Source organism: Mycolicibacterium setense (genome assembly GCF_000805385.1).
Classification (GTDB): Bacteria; Actinomycetota; Actinomycetes; order Mycobacteriales; family Mycobacteriaceae; genus Mycobacterium; species Mycobacterium setense.
This window is the reverse complement of record NZ_JTJW01000006.1, coordinates 610,652-631,831: the sequence shown is the minus strand read 5'-3', so window position 1 is coordinate 631,831 and position 21,180 is coordinate 610,652. Positions and strand designations below refer to the sequence as shown.

Annotated in this window: 23 protein-coding genes; 9 read left to right on the top strand and 14 right to left on the bottom strand. The window is 66.5% G+C overall.

Translation table 11 applies throughout. The features are described from left to right. The first annotated feature begins 31 nt into the window (after positions 1-31). Together QQ25_RS13700 and QQ25_RS13695 are read left to right on the top strand one after the other, a co-directional pair. Positions 32-781, top strand: a complete 750-nt coding sequence (locus tag QQ25_RS13700) for a dienelactone hydrolase family protein (RefSeq protein WP_039319209.1) — start codon at positions 32-34, stop codon at positions 779-781. Between the two features lie 22 nt (positions 782-803). Beyond that, complete coding sequence (locus tag QQ25_RS13695; protein WP_039319206.1) at positions 804-1,721, top strand: HpcH/HpaI aldolase/citrate lyase family protein; 918 nt, start codon at positions 804-806, stop codon at positions 1,719-1,721. Positions 1,722-1,728: 7 nt separating this feature from the next. Here QQ25_RS13695 and QQ25_RS13690 read toward each other — a convergent pair whose 3' ends face one another. From QQ25_RS13690 to QQ25_RS13670, 5 genes are read right to left on the bottom strand one after another with little or no spacing between them, the layout of a single operon-like run. Further along, positions 1,729-2,193: a hypothetical protein gene (locus QQ25_RS13690; protein WP_039319204.1), complete on the bottom strand. Its 465-nt coding sequence runs from the start codon at positions 2,191-2,193 to the stop codon at positions 1,729-1,731. Between the two features lie 12 nt (positions 2,194-2,205). Continuing rightward, a complete protein-coding gene (locus QQ25_RS13685) occupies positions 2,206-2,661 on the bottom strand; it encodes a flavodoxin family protein (protein WP_039379134.1) in 456 nt (151 codons plus the stop codon). Then, complete coding sequence (locus QQ25_RS13680; RefSeq protein ID WP_039319199.1) at positions 2,658-3,128, bottom strand: hypothetical protein; 471 nt, start codon at positions 3,126-3,128, stop codon at positions 2,658-2,660. Before QQ25_RS13680 ends, QQ25_RS13685 begins: the two co-directional genes overlap by 4 nt. Further along, complete coding sequence (gene dapB / locus QQ25_RS13675) at positions 3,125-3,862, bottom strand: 4-hydroxy-tetrahydrodipicolinate reductase (protein ID WP_039319197.1); 738 nt, start codon at positions 3,860-3,862, stop codon at positions 3,125-3,127. Before dapB ends, QQ25_RS13680 begins: the two co-directional genes overlap by 4 nt. 60 nt (positions 3,863-3,922) lie before the next feature. Continuing rightward, entirely contained in the window at positions 3,923-5,074 is a 1,152-nt protein-coding gene (locus QQ25_RS13670; protein WP_082017568.1) for an MCE family protein, read from the bottom strand. Between the two features lie 419 nt (positions 5,075-5,493). Between QQ25_RS13670 and QQ25_RS13665 the strand changes: the two genes are divergently transcribed. Next, positions 5,494-6,264, top strand: coding sequence for an META domain-containing protein (locus QQ25_RS13665; RefSeq protein ID WP_101906291.1), 771 nt, complete (start codon positions 5,494-5,496; stop codon positions 6,262-6,264). A gap of 16 nt (positions 6,265-6,280) precedes the next feature. Here QQ25_RS13665 and aldR read toward each other — a convergent pair whose 3' ends face one another. Then, a complete protein-coding gene (aldR, locus tag QQ25_RS13660; protein WP_039319193.1) occupies positions 6,281-6,793 on the bottom strand; it encodes an HTH-type transcriptional regulator AldR in 513 nt (170 codons plus the stop codon). 93 nt (positions 6,794-6,886) lie between these two features. Between aldR and ald the strand changes: the two genes are divergently transcribed. The 3 genes from ald (at position 6,887) to QQ25_RS13645 (ending at position 9,220) form a co-directional block, all read left to right on the top strand. Further along, entirely contained in the window at positions 6,887-8,002 is a 1,116-nt protein-coding gene (gene ald, locus QQ25_RS13655; RefSeq protein ID WP_039379128.1) for an alanine dehydrogenase, read from the top strand. Positions 8,003-8,096: 94 nt separating this feature from the next. Next, positions 8,097-8,648, top strand: coding sequence for a DUF4334 domain-containing protein (locus QQ25_RS13650; protein WP_039320474.1), 552 nt, complete (start codon positions 8,097-8,099; stop codon positions 8,646-8,648). Positions 8,649-8,749: 101 nt separating this feature from the next. After that, on the top strand, positions 8,750-9,220 hold the full coding sequence (locus tag QQ25_RS13645; protein WP_039379126.1) for an Hsp20/alpha crystallin family protein: 471 nt from the start codon (positions 8,750-8,752) through the stop codon (positions 9,218-9,220). Here QQ25_RS13645 and bla read toward each other — a convergent pair. The 6 genes from bla to QQ25_RS13615 all read right to left on the bottom strand — a co-directional run bounded on the left by bla (position 9,212) and on the right by QQ25_RS13615 (position 15,844). Next, positions 9,212-10,096 (bottom strand): class A beta-lactamase, encoded by an 885-nt coding sequence (bla, locus tag QQ25_RS13640; protein WP_039379124.1) that lies wholly within the window; start codon positions 10,094-10,096, stop codon positions 9,212-9,214. The genes QQ25_RS13645 and bla overlap by 9 nt on opposite strands. Before the next feature lie 18 nt (positions 10,097-10,114). Further along, the gene (locus QQ25_RS13635; protein WP_039319185.1) at positions 10,115-11,404 is read right to left on the bottom strand and encodes a M16 family metallopeptidase; all 1,290 of its coding nucleotides are present in this window, start codon (positions 11,402-11,404) and stop codon (positions 10,115-10,117) included. Positions 11,405-11,431: 27 nt separating this feature from the next. Further along, on the bottom strand, positions 11,432-13,678 hold the full coding sequence (locus QQ25_RS13630) for a polyribonucleotide nucleotidyltransferase (RefSeq protein ID WP_039319183.1): 2,247 nt from the start codon (positions 13,676-13,678) through the stop codon (positions 11,432-11,434). Positions 13,679-13,981: 303 nt separating this feature from the next. Then, complete coding sequence (gene lppU, locus QQ25_RS13625) at positions 13,982-14,482, bottom strand: LppU family putative lipoprotein (RefSeq protein WP_407661797.1); 501 nt, start codon at positions 14,480-14,482, stop codon at positions 13,982-13,984. A gap of 10 nt (positions 14,483-14,492) precedes the next feature. Then, positions 14,493-14,762 carry a 30S ribosomal protein S15 gene (gene rpsO / locus QQ25_RS13620; RefSeq protein ID WP_039319178.1) on the bottom strand — a complete coding sequence of 90 codons (270 nt, stop codon included), beginning with the start codon at positions 14,760-14,762 and terminating at the stop codon, positions 14,493-14,495. A 95-nt stretch (positions 14,763-14,857) separates the two neighbouring features. Beyond that, complete coding sequence (locus tag QQ25_RS13615) at positions 14,858-15,844, bottom strand: bifunctional riboflavin kinase/FAD synthetase (RefSeq protein ID WP_039319177.1); 987 nt, start codon at positions 15,842-15,844, stop codon at positions 14,858-14,860. 80 nt (positions 15,845-15,924) lie between these two features. On the opposite strand from QQ25_RS13615, the gene mntR reads away from it, so the two are divergent. From mntR to QQ25_RS13600, 3 genes are all read left to right on the top strand, one after another. Further along, complete coding sequence (gene mntR, locus QQ25_RS13610; protein ID WP_039379118.1) at positions 15,925-16,650, top strand: manganese-binding transcriptional regulator MntR; 726 nt, start codon at positions 15,925-15,927, stop codon at positions 16,648-16,650. Between the two features lie 73 nt (positions 16,651-16,723). Continuing rightward, positions 16,724-17,893, top strand: coding sequence for an LLM class flavin-dependent oxidoreductase (locus tag QQ25_RS13605; protein ID WP_039379117.1), 1,170 nt, complete (start codon positions 16,724-16,726; stop codon positions 17,891-17,893). After that, positions 17,890-19,122, top strand: a complete 1,233-nt coding sequence (locus QQ25_RS13600) for an SfnB family sulfur acquisition oxidoreductase (RefSeq protein ID WP_052235810.1) — start codon at positions 17,890-17,892, stop codon at positions 19,120-19,122. The genes QQ25_RS13605 and QQ25_RS13600 overlap by 4 nt, the downstream gene beginning before the upstream one ends. 37 nt (positions 19,123-19,159) lie before the next feature. Here QQ25_RS13600 and QQ25_RS13595 read toward each other — a convergent pair whose 3' ends face one another. Continuing rightward, positions 19,160-20,044 carry a metal-dependent hydrolase gene (locus QQ25_RS13595; RefSeq protein WP_039379115.1) on the bottom strand — a complete coding sequence of 295 codons (885 nt, stop codon included), beginning with the start codon at positions 20,042-20,044 and terminating at the stop codon, positions 19,160-19,162. Positions 20,045-20,134: 90 nt separating this feature from the next. Continuing rightward, positions 20,135-21,154 carry an AraC family transcriptional regulator gene (locus tag QQ25_RS13590; protein WP_052235809.1) on the bottom strand — a complete coding sequence of 340 codons (1,020 nt, stop codon included), beginning with the start codon at positions 21,152-21,154 and terminating at the stop codon, positions 20,135-20,137. Positions 21,155-21,180 lie beyond the last annotated feature (26 nt).

Here is a 21,180-nt window from a genome sequence, read left to right as displayed (position 1 = left end):
ACGTGGCGGCCCGGGGAGTAGAACGGTAGCCATGCCGACCACAAAGGACACGATCACCACAGCCGATGGCACCTGCCCCGTCACCGTCGCCACTCCGGAGGGCGACGGCCCCTGGCCCGGTGTCGTGATGTTCCCCGACGCCGGCGGCCTGCGCCCCACCATGGAACAGATGGCGGCCACGCTGGCCGGATTCGGTTACGTCGTAGTGGTACCCGACGTCTACTACCGCACTCCGGGTTGGGGCCCATTCGACCTCAACACCGTGTTCACCGACCAGGAGCAGCGGAGGCAGCTCTTCGAGCTGATGGGCACTCTCACCCCGGAGATCATCGCCGCCGACGCCGAGGCGTTCTTCGACTACCTCGCCGCCCGGCCGGATGTCACCGGTGAGAAATTCGGCACCACCGGCTACTGCATGGGCGGGCGTGCCTCCCTCATCGTCGCGACGCGCGTTCCGGAGCGGGTTGCGGCCGCGCTGTCCTTCCACGGCGGCCGGCTCGCCGTGGCGGACGATCCCGATAGTCCTCACCTGCTGGCCGACAAGATCCAGGCGACGGTGTACGTGGCCGCAGCCGAGAACGACGCCTCCTTCACCGAGGACGACGGCAAGCGGTTGGAGGACGCGCTGTCCGGGGCCGCGGTCGAGCACGCCATCGAGTTCTATCCCGCAGCGCACGGCTTCGCGGTGCCCGATCACGCGGCGGTGTACGACGAGGCGGCCGCAAAGCGGCACTGGGAGAACACGGAGCGGGTGTTCGGGGCCGCTTTGGCCCCGGCGTAGGCGGTAAGCGACGATTGTCGGCGTGTATGACCAGCCCTTCTCCGACGAGTCCCACCCCACCGAACCCGGATTCCGGATCGACCCGGTACTGGCCCGGAGTTGGCTGCTGGTAAACGGCGCACAGTTCGAGCGGTTCGCCCCCGCGGCACGTTCCCGCGCCGACATCGTCGTGCTCGACATCGAGGACGCCGTCGCTCCCAAGGACAAGGTGTCCGCGCGCGAGAAGGTGACCCGGTGGCTGGCCGACGGCAACAGCGATTGGGTCCGGATCAACGGCTTCGGCACCCCTTGGTGGGCCGATGACCTGGAGATGCTGGCCGGCACCTCGGTGGGCGGCGTCATGCTGGCCATGGTCGAATCGGTGGACCACGTCACCGAGACCGCTCGGCGGCTGCCCGGCGTGCCGATCGTGGCACTGGTCGAGACTGCCCGCGGCCTCGAGCGGATCACCGAGATCGCGGCGGCCAAGGGCGCATTCCGGCTGGCGTTCGGCATCGGCGACTTCCGGCGCGACACCGGTTTCGGCGACAACCCGGCAACGCTGGCCTATGCGCGGTCGCGGTTCACCATCGCCGCCAAGGCCGCCGGGCTCCCCGGCGCCATCGACGGGCCGACCGTCGGCTCCAGCGCGCTGCGACTGTCGGAGGCCACGGCAGTCTCGGCCGAGTTCGGCATGACCGGCAAGATCTGCCTGACGCCTGATCAGTGCCCGACCGTCAACGAGGGGCTGGCCCCGTCGCAGGACGAGATCAGCTGGGCCAAAGAGTTTTTCGCGGAGTTCCAGCGCGACGGCGGAGAGATCCGCAACGGGTCAGACCTTCCTCGAATCGCCCGGGCCAACAAGATCCTCGATTTGGCGCGGGCCTATGGCATCCACGAGCCCGAGTACAGCGACGACCCCGATCACGTGCCGGCGCCGTCCGACACGTATCACTACTGAGGTTCGCTCAGGCCCGCGGTTTGTCGTCGTGCCGGTGGATGAAGCTGCTGATCGCGCGGGCGATACCGCGGCCCGCGTAGATGCCCGCCGCCACTGAGACCACGATCATCAACACGAAAGTCAGGGTCCAGTTGGGCCGGCTGTGACTGACGTTCCACCAGATGAACGTGAACAGCAGCGCGCAGATGAACACCAGGATGTCGCGCCAATTGCCGCGATAGGACAGCGCGGCTTCGCGGATCTCGCGGGTGCGCTCGCCCGCATCGATCAGCTCATCGATCCGCCGGTCGATGCTGGCCTGCATTCTGGCGCGCCGTTCGACCTGGTCCGCTGGAATGCGCGCCAGAAGGTCGAGATCCTTGGTGATCAAACCGCGTACGTCTGGTGGTTTGAGGTTGCCTGCGGCCGCGCCCAGCAGGGCACCACCGGCGATGGGCGCCGCCCCGAGCGCAAGTTCGGCGATTCCTGGCATTACGTCCCTCCATCACTCCATCAGTGTTGCGGCCAGGGTGCCGCCCAGCTCGTAGGCCCGTTCCCGCACCCCCGCATCGACCGCACCCGTAACTTCGAGCACGTCCGCCGCTCTGGCCAACGCCAGCCCCGTCACGATCTTGTCGACCGCATTCGCCGCACCCACGGTGTCGTCGTTGCCGTGCACCCACAGCCCGTACGGGCGCCCGGCCACATGATCGAGGCTCGGGTAATACACCGTATCGAAGAAGTGCTTCAGCGCACCGCTCATGTAACCGAAATTGGCTGTGGTGCCGAACAAATAGCCATCGGCCGCGAGCATGTCCGTGACGGTCGCAGCTAACGCAGGTTTCGATTCGACCGTGACTCCGGAGATGTCCGGATCGTGCGTTCCCGCCAACACCGCCTCCAGCAGCTCCCGCGTTGCCGGAGACGGCGTGTGATGCACCACCAGCAGCGTCTTGGTCATGCCGACTGTTGTTCCTGCATCCGCACCGCCGTGCGCATCGTCTCGCGCGCACGGCCACGGTCACCGGCGAAGTCATAGGCTCGGGCCAGCCGGTACCAGCGAACCCAATTGTCCGGGTCGGATTCCAGTTCGGCCTTGACCGTCGCGAACAGTTCATCGGCCGCGTCGCGTTCGATGCGCCCCGACGGCCGTGTCGGCAGCTCGCTGACGTCGAGTTCCATGTCCTGCTCACGGGCGAGACGGGCCAGCCGCTGGTGCGCCAGGCCGGCGCGCAGCGTGGTGACCAGCACCCAAATGCCGATGAGGGGGAACGCCAGCAGCGCCACGCCCAGTCCGATCGCGGCCGGCTCCCCCGAGGTGATGAAGACGAACGCGGCGCGCCCCAGCATCAGGAAGTAGACGATCAGCGCCAGGCACATGAAGCCGATCACCAGTTGGATGCGCAGCGACCGCGCGCCGTCGTTCACGACAGATCGAGCAGCGGTTCAATGCCGATGGTCAAACCGGGCCGCTCGCCGATCTTGCGCACCGCCAGCAGCACGCCCGGTACGAACGAGGATCGGTCCAGACTGTCGTGCCGAATGGTCAGCGTCTCGCCCTGGGTGCCGAAGAGCACCTCCTGATGGGCAACCAGGCCGGCCAGCCGCACCGAGTGGACGGGGACGCCGTCGACATCGGCGCCGCGGGCGCCGTCGAGGCCAGTGCTCGTGGCATCCGGATTGGGCGGCATGCCTTTTCGCGCCTCGGCGATGAGCTTCGCGGTGCGCGCCGCTGTGCCCGACGGCGCGTCGGCCTTGTGCGGGTGGTGCAGTTCGATGATCTCGACGGACTCGAAATAGCGCGCCGCCTGCTGGGCGAAGTGCATGGACAGCACCGCACCGATGGCGAAGTTCGGCGCGATCAGCACGGCGGCATCGGGCTTTGCCTTGAGCCAGGCCTCGACCTGTTCGATGCGGTCCCAGGTGAATCCCGTGGTGCCGACCACGGCGTGAATACCGTTGTCGATGAGGAACTTCAGATTGTCCATCACCACATCGGGATGGGTGAAATCGATGACCACGTCGGTCTTGGTGTCGGTGAGCAACGTCAGCGGATCGCCCACATCGACCCCGGTCGAAAATGTCAGATCCTCCGCGGATTCGACCGCGTGCACCATGGTCGCACCGACTTTGCCCTTAGCCCCGAGAACACCAACTCGCATGGTGGGGAGCCTACTGCCCGGCGCGGTCGTGGATGTTCGGACCGGTCCGAGAGGCTTTGACTAAGGGTTGATGGTGTTCTCGCCGATCTGGCGGCCCCACACGTACTCGGCCATCACCGGTTGACCGAGTTCGAGGTGGTTGTACGGTGCGATCGATGCACCGGTATCCATCACCAGGTATGGCGCCGGCCACAGGTCCTTGGTGATCGGCTGCCAGCAGCCGGGGCGGCCCTCGGGCCCGCCCTTGGCGTTGACCCGCGGCAAGTTGTCGGGATAGACGTACGGGTTACCCACGCCGATCAGGAAATCGTGCAGCTCAAGCGCGTACCCGTTGCGGGTCTGCGCGGCGAACTTCGGCGCGGCCTCCGCATAGTTGCGGACAGAGCACGCCAACGCCGGGCTGTTGCGGTCCAGCATTTCACTGACCGGCAGCAGGTCCTGGGCGCCGCGGACCAGATAGGGCCCGCCGCGCTCGAAGATGTCGCCGCCGGTGTTGCCGAAGCCGACCGCCGCGACCAGTGCCTGATCCAGGTTGCCGCGCTGCTCGTTGAGAGTGCGCGCGGTGGTGACGGCGTTGTTCAGTCCGTCGAACAGGTCCGGGCCCGCATTCGCGTACACCTCACCCAGATCGGCGAGACCCGCGATGTCGCGGCGGATCTGGGGCATCCGTGGATTCAGGTCGGACAGGATGTCGTTGCCGTTGACGATCGACTGACCGAACTTGTCCCCCAGACCGTCGAGCGCCTGTGCGGTCGCCGTCAGCGTCTGGTTCAGTTTGATCGGGTCGATCTGCTCGGAGATCGCGGTGATGGTCTCGAACAGGGTGTTGAACTCCGTCGTCACGCCCTGGGCGCGGATCGGCGTGGAGGGCGAGACCCGGGCCGCTGAGGGATTCTCCGGCGCGAAGAACGAGATGTACTTGTTGCCGAACACCGTGGTGGCCCGCAACTCGGCGGTCACGTTCTCCGGGATCAGCTTCAGGTACTGGGGTTTGACGTCCAGCGTCAACTTGGCTTCCGGGTTGCCATCGACGGTGACGACGTCAACCGACGCCAACCGGCCGATCGGAACACCGTTGAAGGTCACCTTCGATCCCGGATCCATGGACAGGCCGGCCCGGCCCGACAGCACAGTCAACTGGGTCTTCTTCTCGAAAGACCCACGGAACTGCATCCACGTCAGCGTCAGCACCGCGACCAGCACGACGATCATCCCCGCGCACGCCGTCTTGTAGGGCGGGTCGTATCGCCAGTGCTTGAACCGCCGTTCGGGCTTGAACCGCGATGAGGCCACGCGCAAATCTCCAAACTGTTGACACGGCCAACCAGTTGGTCAGCGAGTGAGCGAGCAGAACTCTCGCAAACGATCAGAGACGACTGCAACTGCACGGCCCCGAGTGCGGCAAACATCAAATCGCCCCCGCCGGGCGGCGGGCGTCACAGTTGTGGGTAGAAGTAACTGACATAACTCCCGCGAGCGCTCCGCAGCAGCGCGGACCGGGCTCACACCGACCGCGCCATCCCCGCGATGTCCGGCATCGATACGACCGGGAATGACGACGAAACTGACTGTCACCCAGCCTGATTGCGCATGCCTGACCCGTGGGTGCACCCGGCATCTACGGTGGAGCCATGCGACTGATCCAGGTGGTGCCGTTCGCCGTTGCCGTGCTCGCGTTCATGGGGTGTTCCGACAACGCAGCCGCCGACGATGCGGACCTCACCGGCCGAACGTTCATCTCGGAGAAGGTGGAAGGCGAGCAGATCCCCGGCGGTGGGCCGCTGACGGTCGCTTTCGAGGGGGATCAGATCAGCACCTTCGCAGGCTGCAACCACGGATCAGGCAGAGCCGAACTGGCCGAAGGGCGGGTCAGCACACAACTGGCCATGACGATGATGGCCTGCCCGCCGCCGGCAGGCGATTCAGATGCCTGGGTATCGAAATTCTTCGACGCCCGGCCAAGCTGGTCCCTATCCGGCGACACGCTCACGTTGCGCACCGACGCTGCGACCGTCACGTTGCGGGACAAGAAAGTGGCCGATCCCGATCGCCCGCTCACCGGCACCACCTGGCAGGTCACGAGCCTCGTGTCGGCGCAGGCGGTCAGCACGTCGGTCGCGCTCGAACAGTCCAAGCCCACCTTGAGAATCGGCGATGACGGCGCCGTCACCGGTTCGACCGGCTGCAACCGGATCACCGGCCACGCAACGGTTTCGGGGTCACCGGCAATCATCGAGTTCGGTCCGCTGGCCACCACCAGGATGGCCTGCGCACCAGAGGTCGCCGAGATCGAGCAGGCTGTGCTGCGGGTCCTCAAGGGCACAGTGCAAACCGCTGTCGACTCCGACCAATTGACGCTCTCCGGTGCCGACGGCAACGGATTGGTATTGCGGGCACAGTGAATTCAGAGCGGTGAGTTCACAGCGGTGACGCCCCGCGCAGATGCTCGAAGATCAGCGAGGTCTGGGTGCCCGCCACGTCGGCGTCGGCGTTGAGGTTCTCGACCACGAACGCCCGCAGATCGTCGGTGTCACGCGCGGCCACGTGCAGGATGAAATCATCGCCGCCGGCCAGGAAGTACACGTCCATCACCTGTGGCCTGGTGCGGATGTGGGCGATGAAGTTACGGATCTTGCCCCGCGCGTTCGACTGGAGACTCACCGAGATCATCGCCTGCAGACTCAGGCCCACGGCGGCCGGATCGATGTCGGTGTAGAAGCCCCGGATCACGCCGATCTCCTGGAGCCTGCGCACGCGTCCGTGGCAGGTTGACGCTGCGATCCCGACCGCGTCGGCCAATGCACTGTTGGAGATGCGGGCATCGGCGTGCAACGCCAGCAGGATGCGCCGGTCGACTTCATCGAGCTCAGGCCGAACATCCTTCGGCGAACGGGCCGCCCGCGCGGCCGCGATTGATGATTCTTCTGCCATTCACCGAGCGTAACGAATCTTCATCCGAGATATTGCTCATTAATCGAAGGTTCTTCACAATTATTTCAGCACATCAACTTTGAAGGAGCGAGCATGCTCGTCGGCATCCCGACCGAGATCAAGAACAACGAGTACCGAGTGGCGATCACCCCGGCGGGCGTGGCGGAGCTGACCCGACGTGGCCACGATGTGATCGTCCAGGCCGGCGCGGGCGAGGGCTCAGCCATCACCGACAACGACTTCAAGGCTGCCGGTGCCGAGATCGTGACCACGGCCGACCAGGTGTGGGCAGAGGCCGAACTGCTCCTCAAGGTCAAAGAACCCATCGCGGCCGAGTACTCGCGCATGCGCAAGGGCCAGACGCTGTTCACCTACCTGCACCTGGCGGCGTCCAAAGAATGCACCGACGCGCTGCTGTCCTCGGGCACCACGTCGATCGCCTACGAGACGGTGCAGACCGCTGACGGCGCACTTCCCCTTCTGGCTCCCATGAGCGAGGTGGCGGGCCGGTTGTCCGCGCAGGTCGGCTCCTACCACCTGATGCGCACACAGGGCGGCCGCGGCGTGCTCATGGGCGGCGTCCCCGGTGTCGCGCCTGCCGAGGTCGTCGTCATCGGCGGTGGCGTGGCCGGCTACAACGCGGCCCGCATCGCCAAGGGCATGGGCGCACACGTCACGGTGTTCGACCTGAACATCAACACGTTGCGCAAGATCGACAACGAGAACAACGGCAGCATCGAGACCCGGTACTCGTCGAGCCTGGAACTGGAAGAGGCCGTCAAGAAGGCCGACCTGGTGATCGGCGCCGTGTTGATCCCGGGCGCCAAGGCCCCCAAGTTGGTCACCAATTCGACGGTGGCCCACATGAAGCCGGGCGCGGTGCTGGTCGACATCGCCATCGACCAGGGTGGCTGCTTCGAGGACTCGCGGCCCACCACCCATGACGACCCGACGTTCGCCGTCCACGACACGGTGTTCTACTGCGTGGCCAATATGCCCGGCTCAGTCCCGCGCACGTCCACGTTCGCGCTGACCAACGCCACCATGCCGTACGTGCTCAAGCTGGCCGACAAGGGCTGGAAGGCCGCCTGCGCCGCCGACCAGGCGCTGGCCAAGGGCCTTTCGACGCACGAGGGTGCGCTGCTGTCCGAGCAGGTCGCCGCCGACCTCGACATGCCGTTCACCGATCCGGCCGCCATCCTGGCCTGAGGCCCCACCGATCGCCCGGCTGGAGTTGGCTCCAGCCGGGCGACGCGCTTCTGGCCATAGCCATTCTTGACACGTGTCAAGTATGGTGGCGTCCATGTTGCAGCAGCTGTTCGCCACCGTTCCGACGACCACGCCCGAGGCACTCGAGGTATTCGACGCTGCCCCGGCCGTGGAACCGGAGTTCATGCTCGGTACCTGGCACGGGGCCGAATTACCAACCGGACATCCCATGGACGGACTGCTTGCGGCCAGCGGCTGGTGGGGCAAGCAGTTCGTCGACGGGGAGACCGTCCATCCGCTGCTGTTCCCCAACCGTGACGGCGCGTCGCTGTGGGCTCTCAATCCGGCGCTGGCGTTCGGCGGCCTCGCTGTGTCGACCAAGATCCCGCTACTGCGAGGCAGGTCGATGGTTGCCCCCATCGCGGCGCTGCGGCCCGTGCTGCAGACCCGCGCGCCCAAGGCCCGGCTGCGCACCACCCGCTACCGCGGCGTCGACACCGCGACGATGGTCTACGACCAGCTGCCCATCAACGACGTGTTCCGGCGCCTGTCCCCCGACGCGGTCATCGGGGCGATGGACCTGCGGAACTCCCGCAAGCCGTATTTCTTCGTCCTACACCGCGACGACTCACTGGCGCTGGCCTAGCAGTCCGGCGTACGCGGGGTGTTCACCGCGCATTCCGCTGGTGGCTCCACAGCGATGCTTGGATCGAAAGAGCAAGCGTTACACCAACTTAGGAGTCACCCATGGTTAACCTGCCCGTCGCGCACCAGCCCCGCCCATTGCTGCCCGAGCTTTCGGAGTTCTTCGCCGGAATCACGCCGTTCGCCAGCCTGCGCCCCATCTTCGAGCGCAACCTCATGCGCATCGAGGACGAGGTCACCGAGGATCACTACGAGCTGCGGGCCGAGATCCCCGGCATCGACCCGGCCGCTGATGTTCAGATCACCGTCGCTGACGGCCGGCTGACCGTGAAGGCCGAGCGTTCCGAACGCGCCGACACCACGGCCCGGTCGGAGTTCTCCTACGGTTCGTTCCTGCGCACCGTGACGCTGCCGGCCGAGGCCGACGAGGACAACATCACCGCCGGCTATGACCGCGGCATCCTGACCGTGCGTGTGCCGCTGTCGCAGACCCCCGCAGGAGCCCGCCAGATCGAGATCCAGGGCGCCGAGAACGGCTCGGCCGCAATCGCAACCGCCGAGCACTCAGAGTAGCGACGGCAGCATAAGAGCCGCCAGCTCCCCGATGAGCGGGCGCAGGTTGTCGGCCTTCGGGTCGTCGGCCTGCGACCGTGTCATCACCGCCAGCAACAGCTGTTGCCCGTCGGGCCCATAGGCGATCCCGACGTCGTTGGTGCTGCCGAAATCCCCGCTGCCGGTCTTATCGGCCGTGGTCCAGCCCTCGGGCAGTCCGGCGCGCACGCTCGACGTCTCATTGGCCCGCATCCAGTCCTGCAATTGACGGCGCTGCGGCGGGCTCAACGCGTCACCGGCCAGGATCTCGCGGTACCCACCCGCCAGCGCGGCCGGGGTGGAAGTGTCCCTCGGATCGCCCGGTATGGCCGAGTTCAGCTCAGTCTCCCAGCGGTCCAGGCGGGTGCGCTGATCACCGATACTGCGTGCGAATGCGGTGATGCCCGGCGGACCGTCGATGGTCTTCAGCAGCAGGTTGCCCGCGGTGTTGTCGCTCTGTTGCAACGCGGCCCGGCAGAGTTCACCGAGCGTCATCTCCCCACCCGCCCGTGGCTCGGTCACCGGCGAGTACTCGACAATCGCATCCGGGTCGACGAACACCCGGTTGTCCAACGATATCTGCCTGCGCCCGACCATCTGCAGCACACGCGCGGCGGCGTACCCCTTGAATGTCGAGCACATCGCGAACATCTCATCGGGCCGGTGGGTGATCGTCCGCCCGGAATCCAGGTTGGTCGCATACAGGCCGATCAAGGCGTTGTCACGACGTTCCAGTTCCGCGATCTGGTCGTCGATGGGGGCCGCGAAAGCCGGTGCGGCGTTACCCACACCGGCACCGACGGCAGCCACCGCCACGAGCGAACCGATCAGAACATTGCGTCGCGAGAGTCCGGTCATCGCGCCAAGCCTAGCGGGTCAGCCGGCGAGTTTTCGAAGTCGCTGCGGCAGAGACTTTTTCGAAGTATGCGGCCCGAGCACCGCAGCGCCATAGTCGCGGGAGAGCAACTGGTGCGCCACAGCATTGACCTCTTCGAGAGTCACCGCCTCGATCTGGGCCAGTGTGTGGTCGATCGTCCGGTGCTCACCGTAGTTGAGCTCGCTTCGACCGATCCGGTGCATGCGTGATCCGGAATCCTCCAGCCCGAGCACCAGCCCACCGCGCAACGAGCCCTTGGCGATCCGGCATTCGTCGGCGGTGATCCCGTCTCGGGCAACGCCTTCGAGAACATCGGTGGTCACCCGGACAACTTCGTCGAACCGCTCGGGCTGGCAACCGGCGTACACCGAGAGCGCACCGCTGTCGGAGAAGGTATCCACCGTGGAGTACACCGAGTAGGCAAGGCCACGTGATTCCCGAATCTGTTGGAACAGACGCGAACTCAGGCCACCGCCGAGTGCGGTGTTCAGCACCGACAACGCCCACCGGTGTTCCCAGTGCCGGCCGGGCGTGCGTACACCCAGCGACACGTGGGTCTGTTCCCCATCGCGGTCGACCACGAGCAGAGACGGCTTGCCGCCGATACGTCCCGATCCCTTGCGTGGGGCCACCGCGGTACGCCCCGCCTCCAGACGTGGACCGAAATGCTGCCGCACCAGCGACACGACCACGTCGTGGTCGACGTTGCCCGCCACCGCCACGATCATGCGTTCGGGTGTGTAGCGGCGGACGTGGAACGAATGAAGTTGTGCCCGGGTCATCGTCTCGATCGACTCGACACTGCCGATCACCGGACGTCCGACCGGGTGATCGCCGAACATCGCCGACAAGAAGACATCGCCGAGACTGTCCTCAGGATCGTCGTCGCGCATGGCGATCTCTTCGAGAACGACGTCGCGTTCCACCTCGACATCCTCGGTGGCACAACGACCCCGCAGCACCACATCGGCGACCAGGTCGACCGCGAGTTCCAGGTCCGAGTCGAGCACATGCGCGTAGTAGCAGGTGTGCTCACGTGCGGTGAACGCATTCAACTCACCGCCGACCGCGTCGACAGCCTGCGCTATGTCGACCGCGCTACGGGTCGGGGTGGCCTTGAACAACAGGTGCTCCAGGAAGTGGGCGGCACCCGCGACGCTTCGTCCCTCGTCGCGGGAACCGACACCCACCCAAACCCCGACGGACGCGGAGCGCACCGAAGGGAGGTACTCAGTGACCACCCGGAGTCCGCCGGGCAGAACTGTCCGGCGGACATGTGCGGTGTTCAGTGCAAACGCCTTATCGAGCCGAGGTGATCAGGACTCGGCAGCGGGTGCGGCTTCGGCCGGCGCCTGCGCGCCGTCGGTGGCCTGCTCCGCTTGGTCCTCGTCGACGAGCACCAGCGAGATCTTGCCGCGGTTGTCGATATCGGCGATCTCGACGCGCAGCTTGTCGCCCACCTTCACCACATCTTCGACCTTGTTGATCCGCTTGCCGCGGCCCAGCTTGGAGATGTGGACCAGGCCGTCACGGCCGGGCAGCAGCGACACGAACGCACCGAAATCGGTGGTCTTGACCACGGTTCCGAGGAACCGCTCACCGATCTTCGGCAGCTGCGGGTTGGCGATGGCGTTGATCTTGTCGATCGCGGCCTGCGCCGCCTCGCCGTTGGAGGCGCCGACGAACACGGTGCCGTCATCCTCGATCGAGATCGACGCGCCGGTCTCCTCGGTGATCGAGTTGATCATCTTGCCCTTGGGCCCGATGACCTCACCGATCTTGTCGACCGGCACCTTGATGGTGGTGATCCGCGGTGCGAACGGGCTCATCTCGTCGGGAGCGTCGATGGCCTCGGCCATCACGTCGAGAATGGTCAGCCGTGCGTCCTTGGCCTGCGCCAGCGCACCGGCCAGCACCTTGGACGGGATGCCGTCAAGCTTGGTGTCCAGCTGCAGCGCGGTGACGAAGTCCTTGGTGCCTGCACACTTGAAGTCCATGTCGCCGAAGGCATCCTCGGCGCCGAGGATGTCGGTCAGCGTCACGTAGCGGGTCTCGCCGTTGACCTGGTCGGAGACCAGGCCCATGGCGATGCCGGCCACCGGCGCCTTGAGCGGCACACCGGCGTTCAGCAGTGACAGGGTCGAGGCACACACCGAGCCCATCGAGGTGGAACCGTTGGAGCCCAACGCTTCTGACACCTGACGGATGGCGTACGGGAACTCCTCGACGCTCGGCAGCACCGGCACCAGCGCACGCTCGGCGAGCGCGCCGTGGCCGATCTCGCGACGCTTGGGCGAGCCGACGCGGCCGGTCTCACCGGTCGAGAACGGCGGGAAGTTGTAGTGGTGCATGTAGCGCTTGCTGGTCTCGGGCCCCAGCGAGTCGATCTGCTGGGCCATCTTGACCATGTCCAGCGTGGTGACACCCATGATCTGGGTCTCGCCGCGCTCGAACAGCGCGCTGCCGTGCGCCCGCGGGATGATGGCCACCTCGGCACTCAGCGCGCGGATGTCAGTGACGCCACGGCCGTCGATACGGAAGTGGTCGGTCAGGATGCGCTGGCGCACAAGCTTCTTGGTCAGCGATCGGTAAGCCGCGCCGATCTCCTTCTCCCGGCCGGCGAACTGATCGGCCAGGCGCTCGAGCACCTCGACCTTGATCTCGTTGGTGCGGTCATCGCGCTCGTGCTTGCCCGCGATGGTCAGCGCCTCCCCGAGCGCCTCGGTTGCCACCGCGGCCACGGCGTCGTAGACGTCGTCGGCGTAGTCCGGGAACAACGGGTACTCGGCGATCTCCTTGGCGGCCTTCTCGGCCAGCGCGGCCTGGGCATCGCACAGCGTCGCGATGAACGGTTTGGCCGCCTCGAGGCCCTCGGCGACGACGGCTTCGGTGGGAGCCTGGGCGCCGCCGGCGACCAACTCGATCACGTTCTCGGTAGCTTCGGCCTCGACCATCATGATGGCGACGTCGTCGCCCACCTTGCGGCCGGCAACAACCATGTCGAAGACAGCCTTCTCAAGCTGCTCGACGGTCGGGAAGGCGACCCACTGGCCGTCAATCAGGGCGACGCGCACGCCGCCGACCGGACCGGAGAACGGCAGACCGGAGATCTGCGTCGATGCCGAGGCGGCATTGATGGCGAGCACGTCGTACAGATCCTTGGGATCCAGGCTCAGCACGGTCACCACGACCTGGATCTCGTTACGCAGACCGCTGACGAACGACGGGCGCAGCGGCCGGTCGATCAGGCGACAGGTCAGGATCGCATCGGTGGAGGGGCGGCCCTCACGACGGAAGAACGAGCCGGGGATCCGGCCCGCGGCGTACATCCGCTCCTCGACGTCGATGGTCAGCGGGAAGAAGTCGAAGTGATCCTTCGGCGTCTTACTGGCGGTGGTGGCGCTCAACAGCATGGTCTCGTCGTCAAGGTAGGCGACGACGGAGCCTGCGGCCTGCTGCGCGAGCCGGCCCGCCTCGAAACGAATGGTGCGGGTGCCGAAGCTCCCGTTGTCGAGGGTTGCGGTGGATTCGAACACACCGTCTTCAAGTTCAACTACAGACATAGAGTCCGTTGGCCTCTTTCGAAATCTTCAACTGTTTCGCGGCGTCACGATGGCGCTAGGCCACGGGGCCTGGATACGGCTACGGCCGTCGATCGAAGCGGCCGGATGAACCCCCAGAGAAAACCCTGTGACCGGGGTTCCGGCAGCCACTACCGAAGACCGCCCGACCAGGCGGGCCCGATATGACTCGCAGGAACAACTCCCGCGGAATGCGGGCGTTGCACCTCGTTCAGCGCAGCTTTCAGCCGGCGAACGACCTCATGTTACACGGCAGCAACAGCACGACCGCTATTGCAGACCTGCTTAGGAGACGTCCTCCACGCATACGGTGAACTGGCGTTCCGGGTACGCGTAGCCCACTCCGCTGGCGCACTGGTCGACGTTCGACACTCCACGAAGGACCTCGGTGGCCCGTTGGCGGTGCGGCGCAGACGAATCCGCGCAGTCCACCCGGTACGGGTCTTTGTCGTTCTCCGGATCGATACTCATGCAGCCGCCGGTGGTCCAGTCGATGTCCAGACAGAGCGTCTGGGTCTCCTCACTGAATGCGCTACGCACCGAGTAATAGGTGTCGACGTCGCCGGGGCACTGGTCACTGTCGGTAACCGTGGAAATCACCTTGTAATTGGACGCGTCGCTGCCGCACTGGGCCGGACTGGCGTCCGGACGCTCGTACGTGCCGCTCATCTTCAAGCAGTCCCCTGCCTGCATGTCCGCGGCCGCCGCTGACGAGCACGCGGTCAACCCGCCGACGAAAAGTATCGCGGCTGCCCCCAGAGGGGCAGCCGCGGAAAGTTGTGGCATCGACGCCGCGTCAGCGACGCAGCCCGAGGCGCTCGATCAGCGAGCGGTAACGCGCCACGTCAACCTGGGCGACGTACTTCAGCAACCGGCGACGACGGCCGACCAGCAGCAGCAGGCCGCGACGCGAGTGGTGGTCATGCTTGTGCTGCTTGAGGTGCTCGGTCAGATCCGAGATCCGCTTGGTCAGCAGGGCGACCTGGGCCTCCGGCGAACCGGTGTCGGTCTCATGCAGACCGTAGCTGCCCAGGATTTCTTTTTTCTGCTCGGCGGTAAGCGCCACGAAATAACTCCATCAATTCAGTCCCGCGAACATATTCTCGGCACAGCCACCGCGGACTGCAGCATGCGCCGGATCGGAGCAAAGTCTAGCAGCCTCTATTGCGCAGCCAGAATCGCGCGGGCCCGGTCGGTGTCACCCTCCATGGCGACCACCAGATCCTTGACGGATTCGAACTTCTCCTGGCCGCGGATCCGGGCCACGAAATCGACCGCGACATGCTGTCCGTACAGGTCGGCGTTGGTGTCGAGCACGAACGCCTCGACCGTACGGGTCCGCCCCGAGAACGTCGGGTTGGTGCCCACCGACACGGCCGCCTCGTACCGCTCACCGGGGATCACGGTTCCCATCACCGGGCCGTGCCCCAGCACCGTGAACCAGGCGGCGTAGACCCCATCGGCCGGAATCGCCGAGAACATCGGCGGCGCCACGTTGGCCGTCGGGAAACCCAACACCCGGCCGCGCCCGTCACCGCGCACCACCACGCCCTCCACGCGATGCGGGCGCCCCAGCGCCTCAGTAGCGGCCACGACGTCACCGGCGTCGACACAGGAACGGATGTATGTCGACGAAAAGGTGACCCGCTCGTCGCGATGCTCGGCGTCGAGCGTCTCGGTCACCAGAGACATGCTCTCGACGGCGAACCCGAAGCGCTCGCCGGCCGCACGAAGCATGGCGACGTTGCCTGCCGCCTTCTTGCCGAAGGTGAAGTTCTCCCCCACCACGACCTCCACCACGTGCAGGTCTTCCACCAACAACTCGTGGATGTAGCGCTCAGGAGTGAGCTTCATGAAATCGGAGGTGAACGGCATCACCAGAAACACGTCGACGCCCAGTTCCTCGACCAACTCGGCACGCCGAGTCAGCGTGGTCAACTGCGCCGGATGACTCCCCGGAAACACCACCTCCATCGGATGGGGGTCGAAGGTCATGAGAACCACCGGCACTCCGCGTGATCGGCCCGCTTTCACCGCATGGCTGATCAGCTCCGCGTGTCCACGGTGAACCCCGTCGAACACCCCGATGGTGACCACACACCTGCCCCAGTCCGTGGGGATCTCGTCCTGCCCACGCCAGCGCTGCACGCGTTCAGACTACGACCCGAACGCGGCGCGGTCTGCTCTAGATCCCCCGATCAGGTGATGATTGCCTAAACTTTCCTACTGTGAGTCCCGACGGTAACCATCAAGACCTGTCCACGGTTGCCCAGGACTATCTGAAAGTCATCTGGACGGCCCAGGAATGGTCTCGCGACAAGGTCAGCACCAAACTGCTGGCCGAGCGGATCGGCGTGTCCGCATCCACGGCGTCGGAGTCGATCCGCAAGCTCGCCGACCAGGGGCTGGTCCACCACGAGAAATACGGCGCGGTGACGCTGACCGATGCAGGCCGGCACGCCGCGTTGGCGATGGTCCGTCGGCACCGGCTGATGGAGACCTTCCTCGTTCAGGAGCTGGGCTACGGCTGGGACGAGGTGCACGACGAGGCGGAGATCCTCGAGCACGCGGTCTCCGACCGGATGCTCGACCGGATCGATGCCAAACTGGGGCACCCCACCCGCGATCCGCATGGCGATCCGATCCCGGCGGCCGACGGCCAGGTGCCCACCCCGCCGGCCCGCCAGCTCTCGGCATGCCAGGACGGCGACGCCGGCACGGTGGCCCGCATCTCCGATGCCGATCCGGAGATGCTGCGCTACTTCGACAGCGTCGGCATCAGCCTCGATTCACGGGTGCGCGTGCTCGCGCGCCGCGATTTCGCCGGGGTGATCTCGGTGGCCGTTGGAAGACCGGGTGAACCCGACGATCCGTCCGGCGCGGACGATACGAGCGTCCTGGTCGAACTGGGCAATCCGGCGGCCGAGGCGATCTGGGTGGTCGCCGCGAGCTGACGGCACGCGGGAGGAGATCACGGCGATTTTTACCCGTGTGCGATAGCGGGTTCCGCACCAGGATGTCCTGTTCGTGACTGTTTCTCTGCACTGGTTCCTGCCCACCTACGGCGACAGCCGGCTCATCGTCGGCGGCGGCCACGGCACTCCGGCCGGCTCCGCCGGTGGTGACCGTGAGGCCTCGATCGACTATCTGGCGTCGATCGTCCGCTCGGCCGAGCGGTTCGGCTTCACCGGCGCACTCATCCCGACCGGGGCCTGGTGCGAGGACGCCTTCGTCACCGCGGCGCTGCTGGCCCGCGAGACCACGTCGCTGGCTTTCCTGGTGGCGTTCCGCCCGGGCCTGGTGAGCCCGACCCTCTCGGCGCAGATGGCAGCGACGTTCGCCCGGCACGCGCCGGGCCGGATCCTGCTCAACGTCGTCGTCGGCGGGGAGGCGCACGAACAGCGGGCCTTCGGCGACCACCTGGACAAAGACGCGCGGTACGCGCGCTGCGACGAGTTTCTCGACGTGGTCCGCCGGCTGTGGGCCGGCGAGACCGTCACGCACAAAGGCGAGTACATCGACGTCGAGGAGGCCTCGCTGGCGTTGCCGCCCACCCCGGTGCCGCCGCTGTACTTCGGTGGCAGCTCGAAGGCCGCCGGCCCGGTGGCGGCCCGGCATTCCGACGTCTACCTGACCTGGGGCGAGCCGCCTGCCGCGGTGCGCGAGAAGATCGAATGGATCCGGGCGCTCGGTGAGGAGCAGGGACGCAAACTGCGTTTCGGCATCCGCCTGCACACCATCTCGCGGGACACCTCCGAGGAGGCGTGGGCCCAGGCCGACCGACTGGTGGCCGCGCTCGACGAGGAGACCGTCGCCGCGGCACAGGCCGGGCTGGCCCGCAGCCAGTCCGAGGGCCAGAAGCGCATGCTGGCCCTGCACGAGGCCAACCGCGCCAACGGCACCTGGAGTGATGCCCGCAGCCTGGAGATCGCCCCCAACCTGTGGTCGGGCGTCGGATTGGTGCGCGGCGGGGCGGGCACCGCGCTGGTGGGCTCCCACACCGAGGTGGCCGACCGGATCGCCGAGTACGCCGAGATCGGCATCGACGAGTTCATCTTCTCCGGCTATCCGCATCTGGAGGAGCTGTTCTGGTTCGGTGAGGGCGTGGTGCCGATCCTGCGCGAGCGCGGCCTGTTCGGCGGTGGCACGCAACCCGGCACTCCAACTTCGATCCCCTTCGTCGGCGCACCGCGATGACCGAACTGGCCGGTGCCACCCGCATCTCGTCGGCTCGCATTTCGTCAGCTCCAGCGGCGCTGGCCGCAGCAGCGCAGTTGTCGAGGTCGTTCGCCGAGGGTGCCGGCGCCCGTGACGCGCACCGGATACTTCCGCACGACCAGGTCCGGGCACTCAAGGAGTCGGGGCTGCTGGCCCTGAGTGTGCCGGCCGAGCACGGCGGGCTCGACGTGCCCGTAGCCGTCCTCGCCGAGGTGCTGCGATTGATCGCGCACGGCGACCCGTCCATCGGCCAGATCCCGCACTCGCATTTCACGTTCCTGGAGGCTCTGCGATTGCAGGGCACGCCGGCGCAGCAGGCGTACTTCTATGGGCTCGTGCTCGACGGAGCGTTGTTCGCCAATGCCCAGTCCGAACGCGGGCCGCATCCCGTCGATGTGGACACCACCACGCTCACCGCGGCGGGCGCCGAATATGTGCTGAGCGGCCGCAAGTACTACTCGACCGGGGCGTTGTTCGCCGACTGGCTGATCGTGCGGGCCTCGCGTTCCGATGGCTCGGGCCAGGTGCCCACAGCTGCCACGCCGAAAGCCATCGCGTTCGTGCCGCGTGACGCCCCCGGGGTCGAGATCGTCGACGACTGGGACGGCATGGGTCAGCGGACCACGGCCTCGGGCACCGTCACGCTCACCGACGTGGAGGTGCCGGCCGCCCACGTCATCGATTTCAGTCCGATCTTCACGCGCCCCACGGTGTACGGGGCGCGAGCGCAGCTGCTGCATGCGGCCCTCGACGCGGGGATCGCGACGGCGGCGTTGGAGGAAGGGGTGCGTCAGGCCGCAAAGGCTCGGCCGCATTTCGAGGCGTCGGTCTCGAGCGCCGTGGAAGACCCGACGCTGGTGCAGGTGGCAGGCGAGCTGACCGTGACGGTGCGCGCGGCCCAGGCGTTGATCGCCGACGCTGCCCGCCAGGTCGACGCGGCCCGCGCCGATCTCACCGAGGACAGCGCCGCGGCCGCCTCGATCGCGGTGGCGATCGCCAAGGTGTCCGCCGCACGCGCCGCGGTGGAAGCCGGCAGCGCGCTGTTCGAATTCGGCGGGACCCGCAGCGCGTCGGCTTCGGGCAACCTGTCGCGGTACTGGCGTGACGCCCGCACCCACACCCTGCACGACGCCACCCGGTGGAAGGTCCGCCACATCGGCAACTACACCCTGTCGGGCACGAAACCGCCTCGCCACGGCCAACTTTGAGGCCCTCGCGGTACCTCGTCTGACGACCGGACCTGTCCTACTTCAGGTGGCCGGCCAGCTGTCCGTCGTCGCCGAAGAGCTCTCGGTGCCAGGTTTCCAGTAGCTCGGTGTTGTCGATCTGGTCGGGATGGAAGCCCGGGTCCTTGAACGGTCGCATCGCCGAGTAGAAGCCCTTCCACATCGGGTTACGCAGCATCTGCACGGTTTCACGCAGAATCCGCCACGGCTGGCGGCGCCCGTCGGCGTCGGTGGCGATGATCGACAGCCATGCGAACGCCAACAAGATCGGAATCCCGAAGTTGGAGTCGAACCGCATCCAGCGGATCCGCGTCGATTCCGGAACGCCTAGCGCCCGGTACACGTCGAAGGCGACGGACTTGTGCTCCAACTCCTCCAGCGCATGCCAGTTCAGCAGGTTGCGGATCTCCGGGTCGTACATCATCGTCTGGATCTCTGGGCTGTTCAGAATGTTCTCCGCCCACACGGCGGTGAAATGCTCTGCGGCCACGGTGAACCCGAGGAAGAAGTGCCGCAGTCGCACCAGCCGGTCGGGGCTGGGGTACTGCTTGTCGAGGAACTTCTCCATTCGTTCGGTGCTCTGCAGCAGATACTCGAACCAGGCCGTTGGGTAACCCATCGCCGCAAGTTGTTCGTTGAGTTCCCGATGCTGCAGCCCGTGGGTCTTCTCCTGACCGATGAACCCCAACACCCGTTTCCGCAGCTCAGGGTCGGTGATCTCGTCCAGGTAGCGGCGCACTGAGCGCACGAAGATGTCCTCCCCCGGCGGGAAGATGGCCGACAGGAGCGCCACAGTGTGACTGAATACGATGCTGCCGTCGGCGAAGTACTTGTCGCCAGTAGGGCGGGCGTCGAATCCGAACTTCATCCGACGCACCGTCAAATCCACCGCTGCGTTTCCCATGGACACGACGTTAGGTTCGGAACTCCGGACGGTGGAATGACCCGTCCGGACAGCGAGTTGATGTTTTCGGACAGCTAATCCCGGCCGCGGTCAGTGGCCGCGGTGTCTGCTCGGCGGGGTGCCGGTCCACCGGATGAACGCTCGGGTGAATGCGGCGGTCTCGGAATACCCCAGTTGTCGGGCCGTCTCCTCGACGGTGAGCCCGGACTCCAGCAGCGCGGCGGCGAGCGTGGCACGGACCTCGTCGACCAAGGCGCGGTAGCTGGTGTGTTCGGCGGCCAGGCGACGATGCAGGGTTCGTTCCGTGACGCAGAACTCGTCGGCGATGACGGCCATTGGCGGCAAACGACCGGGGTCGCGAACCAGTCGAGTGCGCACCTGCGCGGCCACGCCCCGGCGCCGGCGGCGGGCGTCCAGGAGATCCTGGCACTGCTGCATGCACATCGCCGCGGTCGCGGCATCGGCGGCCGGCATCGGCAACGCCAGTACCTCGGCGGGGATGGTGATGGCACTGCGCATCGCCGACGTGTCGATCTCGACGGCCAAGCCCGAGAACTCCAGCCGGTCAGCCGGCAGCTCGATTCCCGGAACCTCCGCGGTGACCACCGCATCGGAGTCGAGTTGCCCGATCAGTAGCGGCGCCATGTTGAGCAGCGCCCACAGGTCACGCTCAAGCATGAAATCCCGAACGTCGGAGGGCATGTGACCGATGTCGAACTCGATGACGGCACCCGCGTCGGTGTCACGTCGGATGAGCCGAAGGAAGCTCGACGACAGCGTTGCGAAGCGACAGGCGACGTTGACCGCGTCGCCCAGGGTGAGGCTCGCCAGCAGCGCGTAGCCGAAGATACCCATGTTCGCGAAGTTGTACCGGACCCCGACGTCTCGGGCGAACCCGCTGCGATCCTCGATGCGGGCCAAGATGTTTCGCAGCACCGCCAGCTCCTGGCCGGCCTGCACCTCGGTCGAAACATTCTCGATGTCTGCCGGTGTCAGACCCGTTCCGGCCAGGCACTCCGCGACGGGAACACCGTGCAGGCGGGCGGCGTCCACGAGATGCCGACAGGTGGCCGCCGGCCGCGGGACATCCCAATCTGCCTCGCTGCCCACCTGTCCGAATCTATCAAACATCGTTC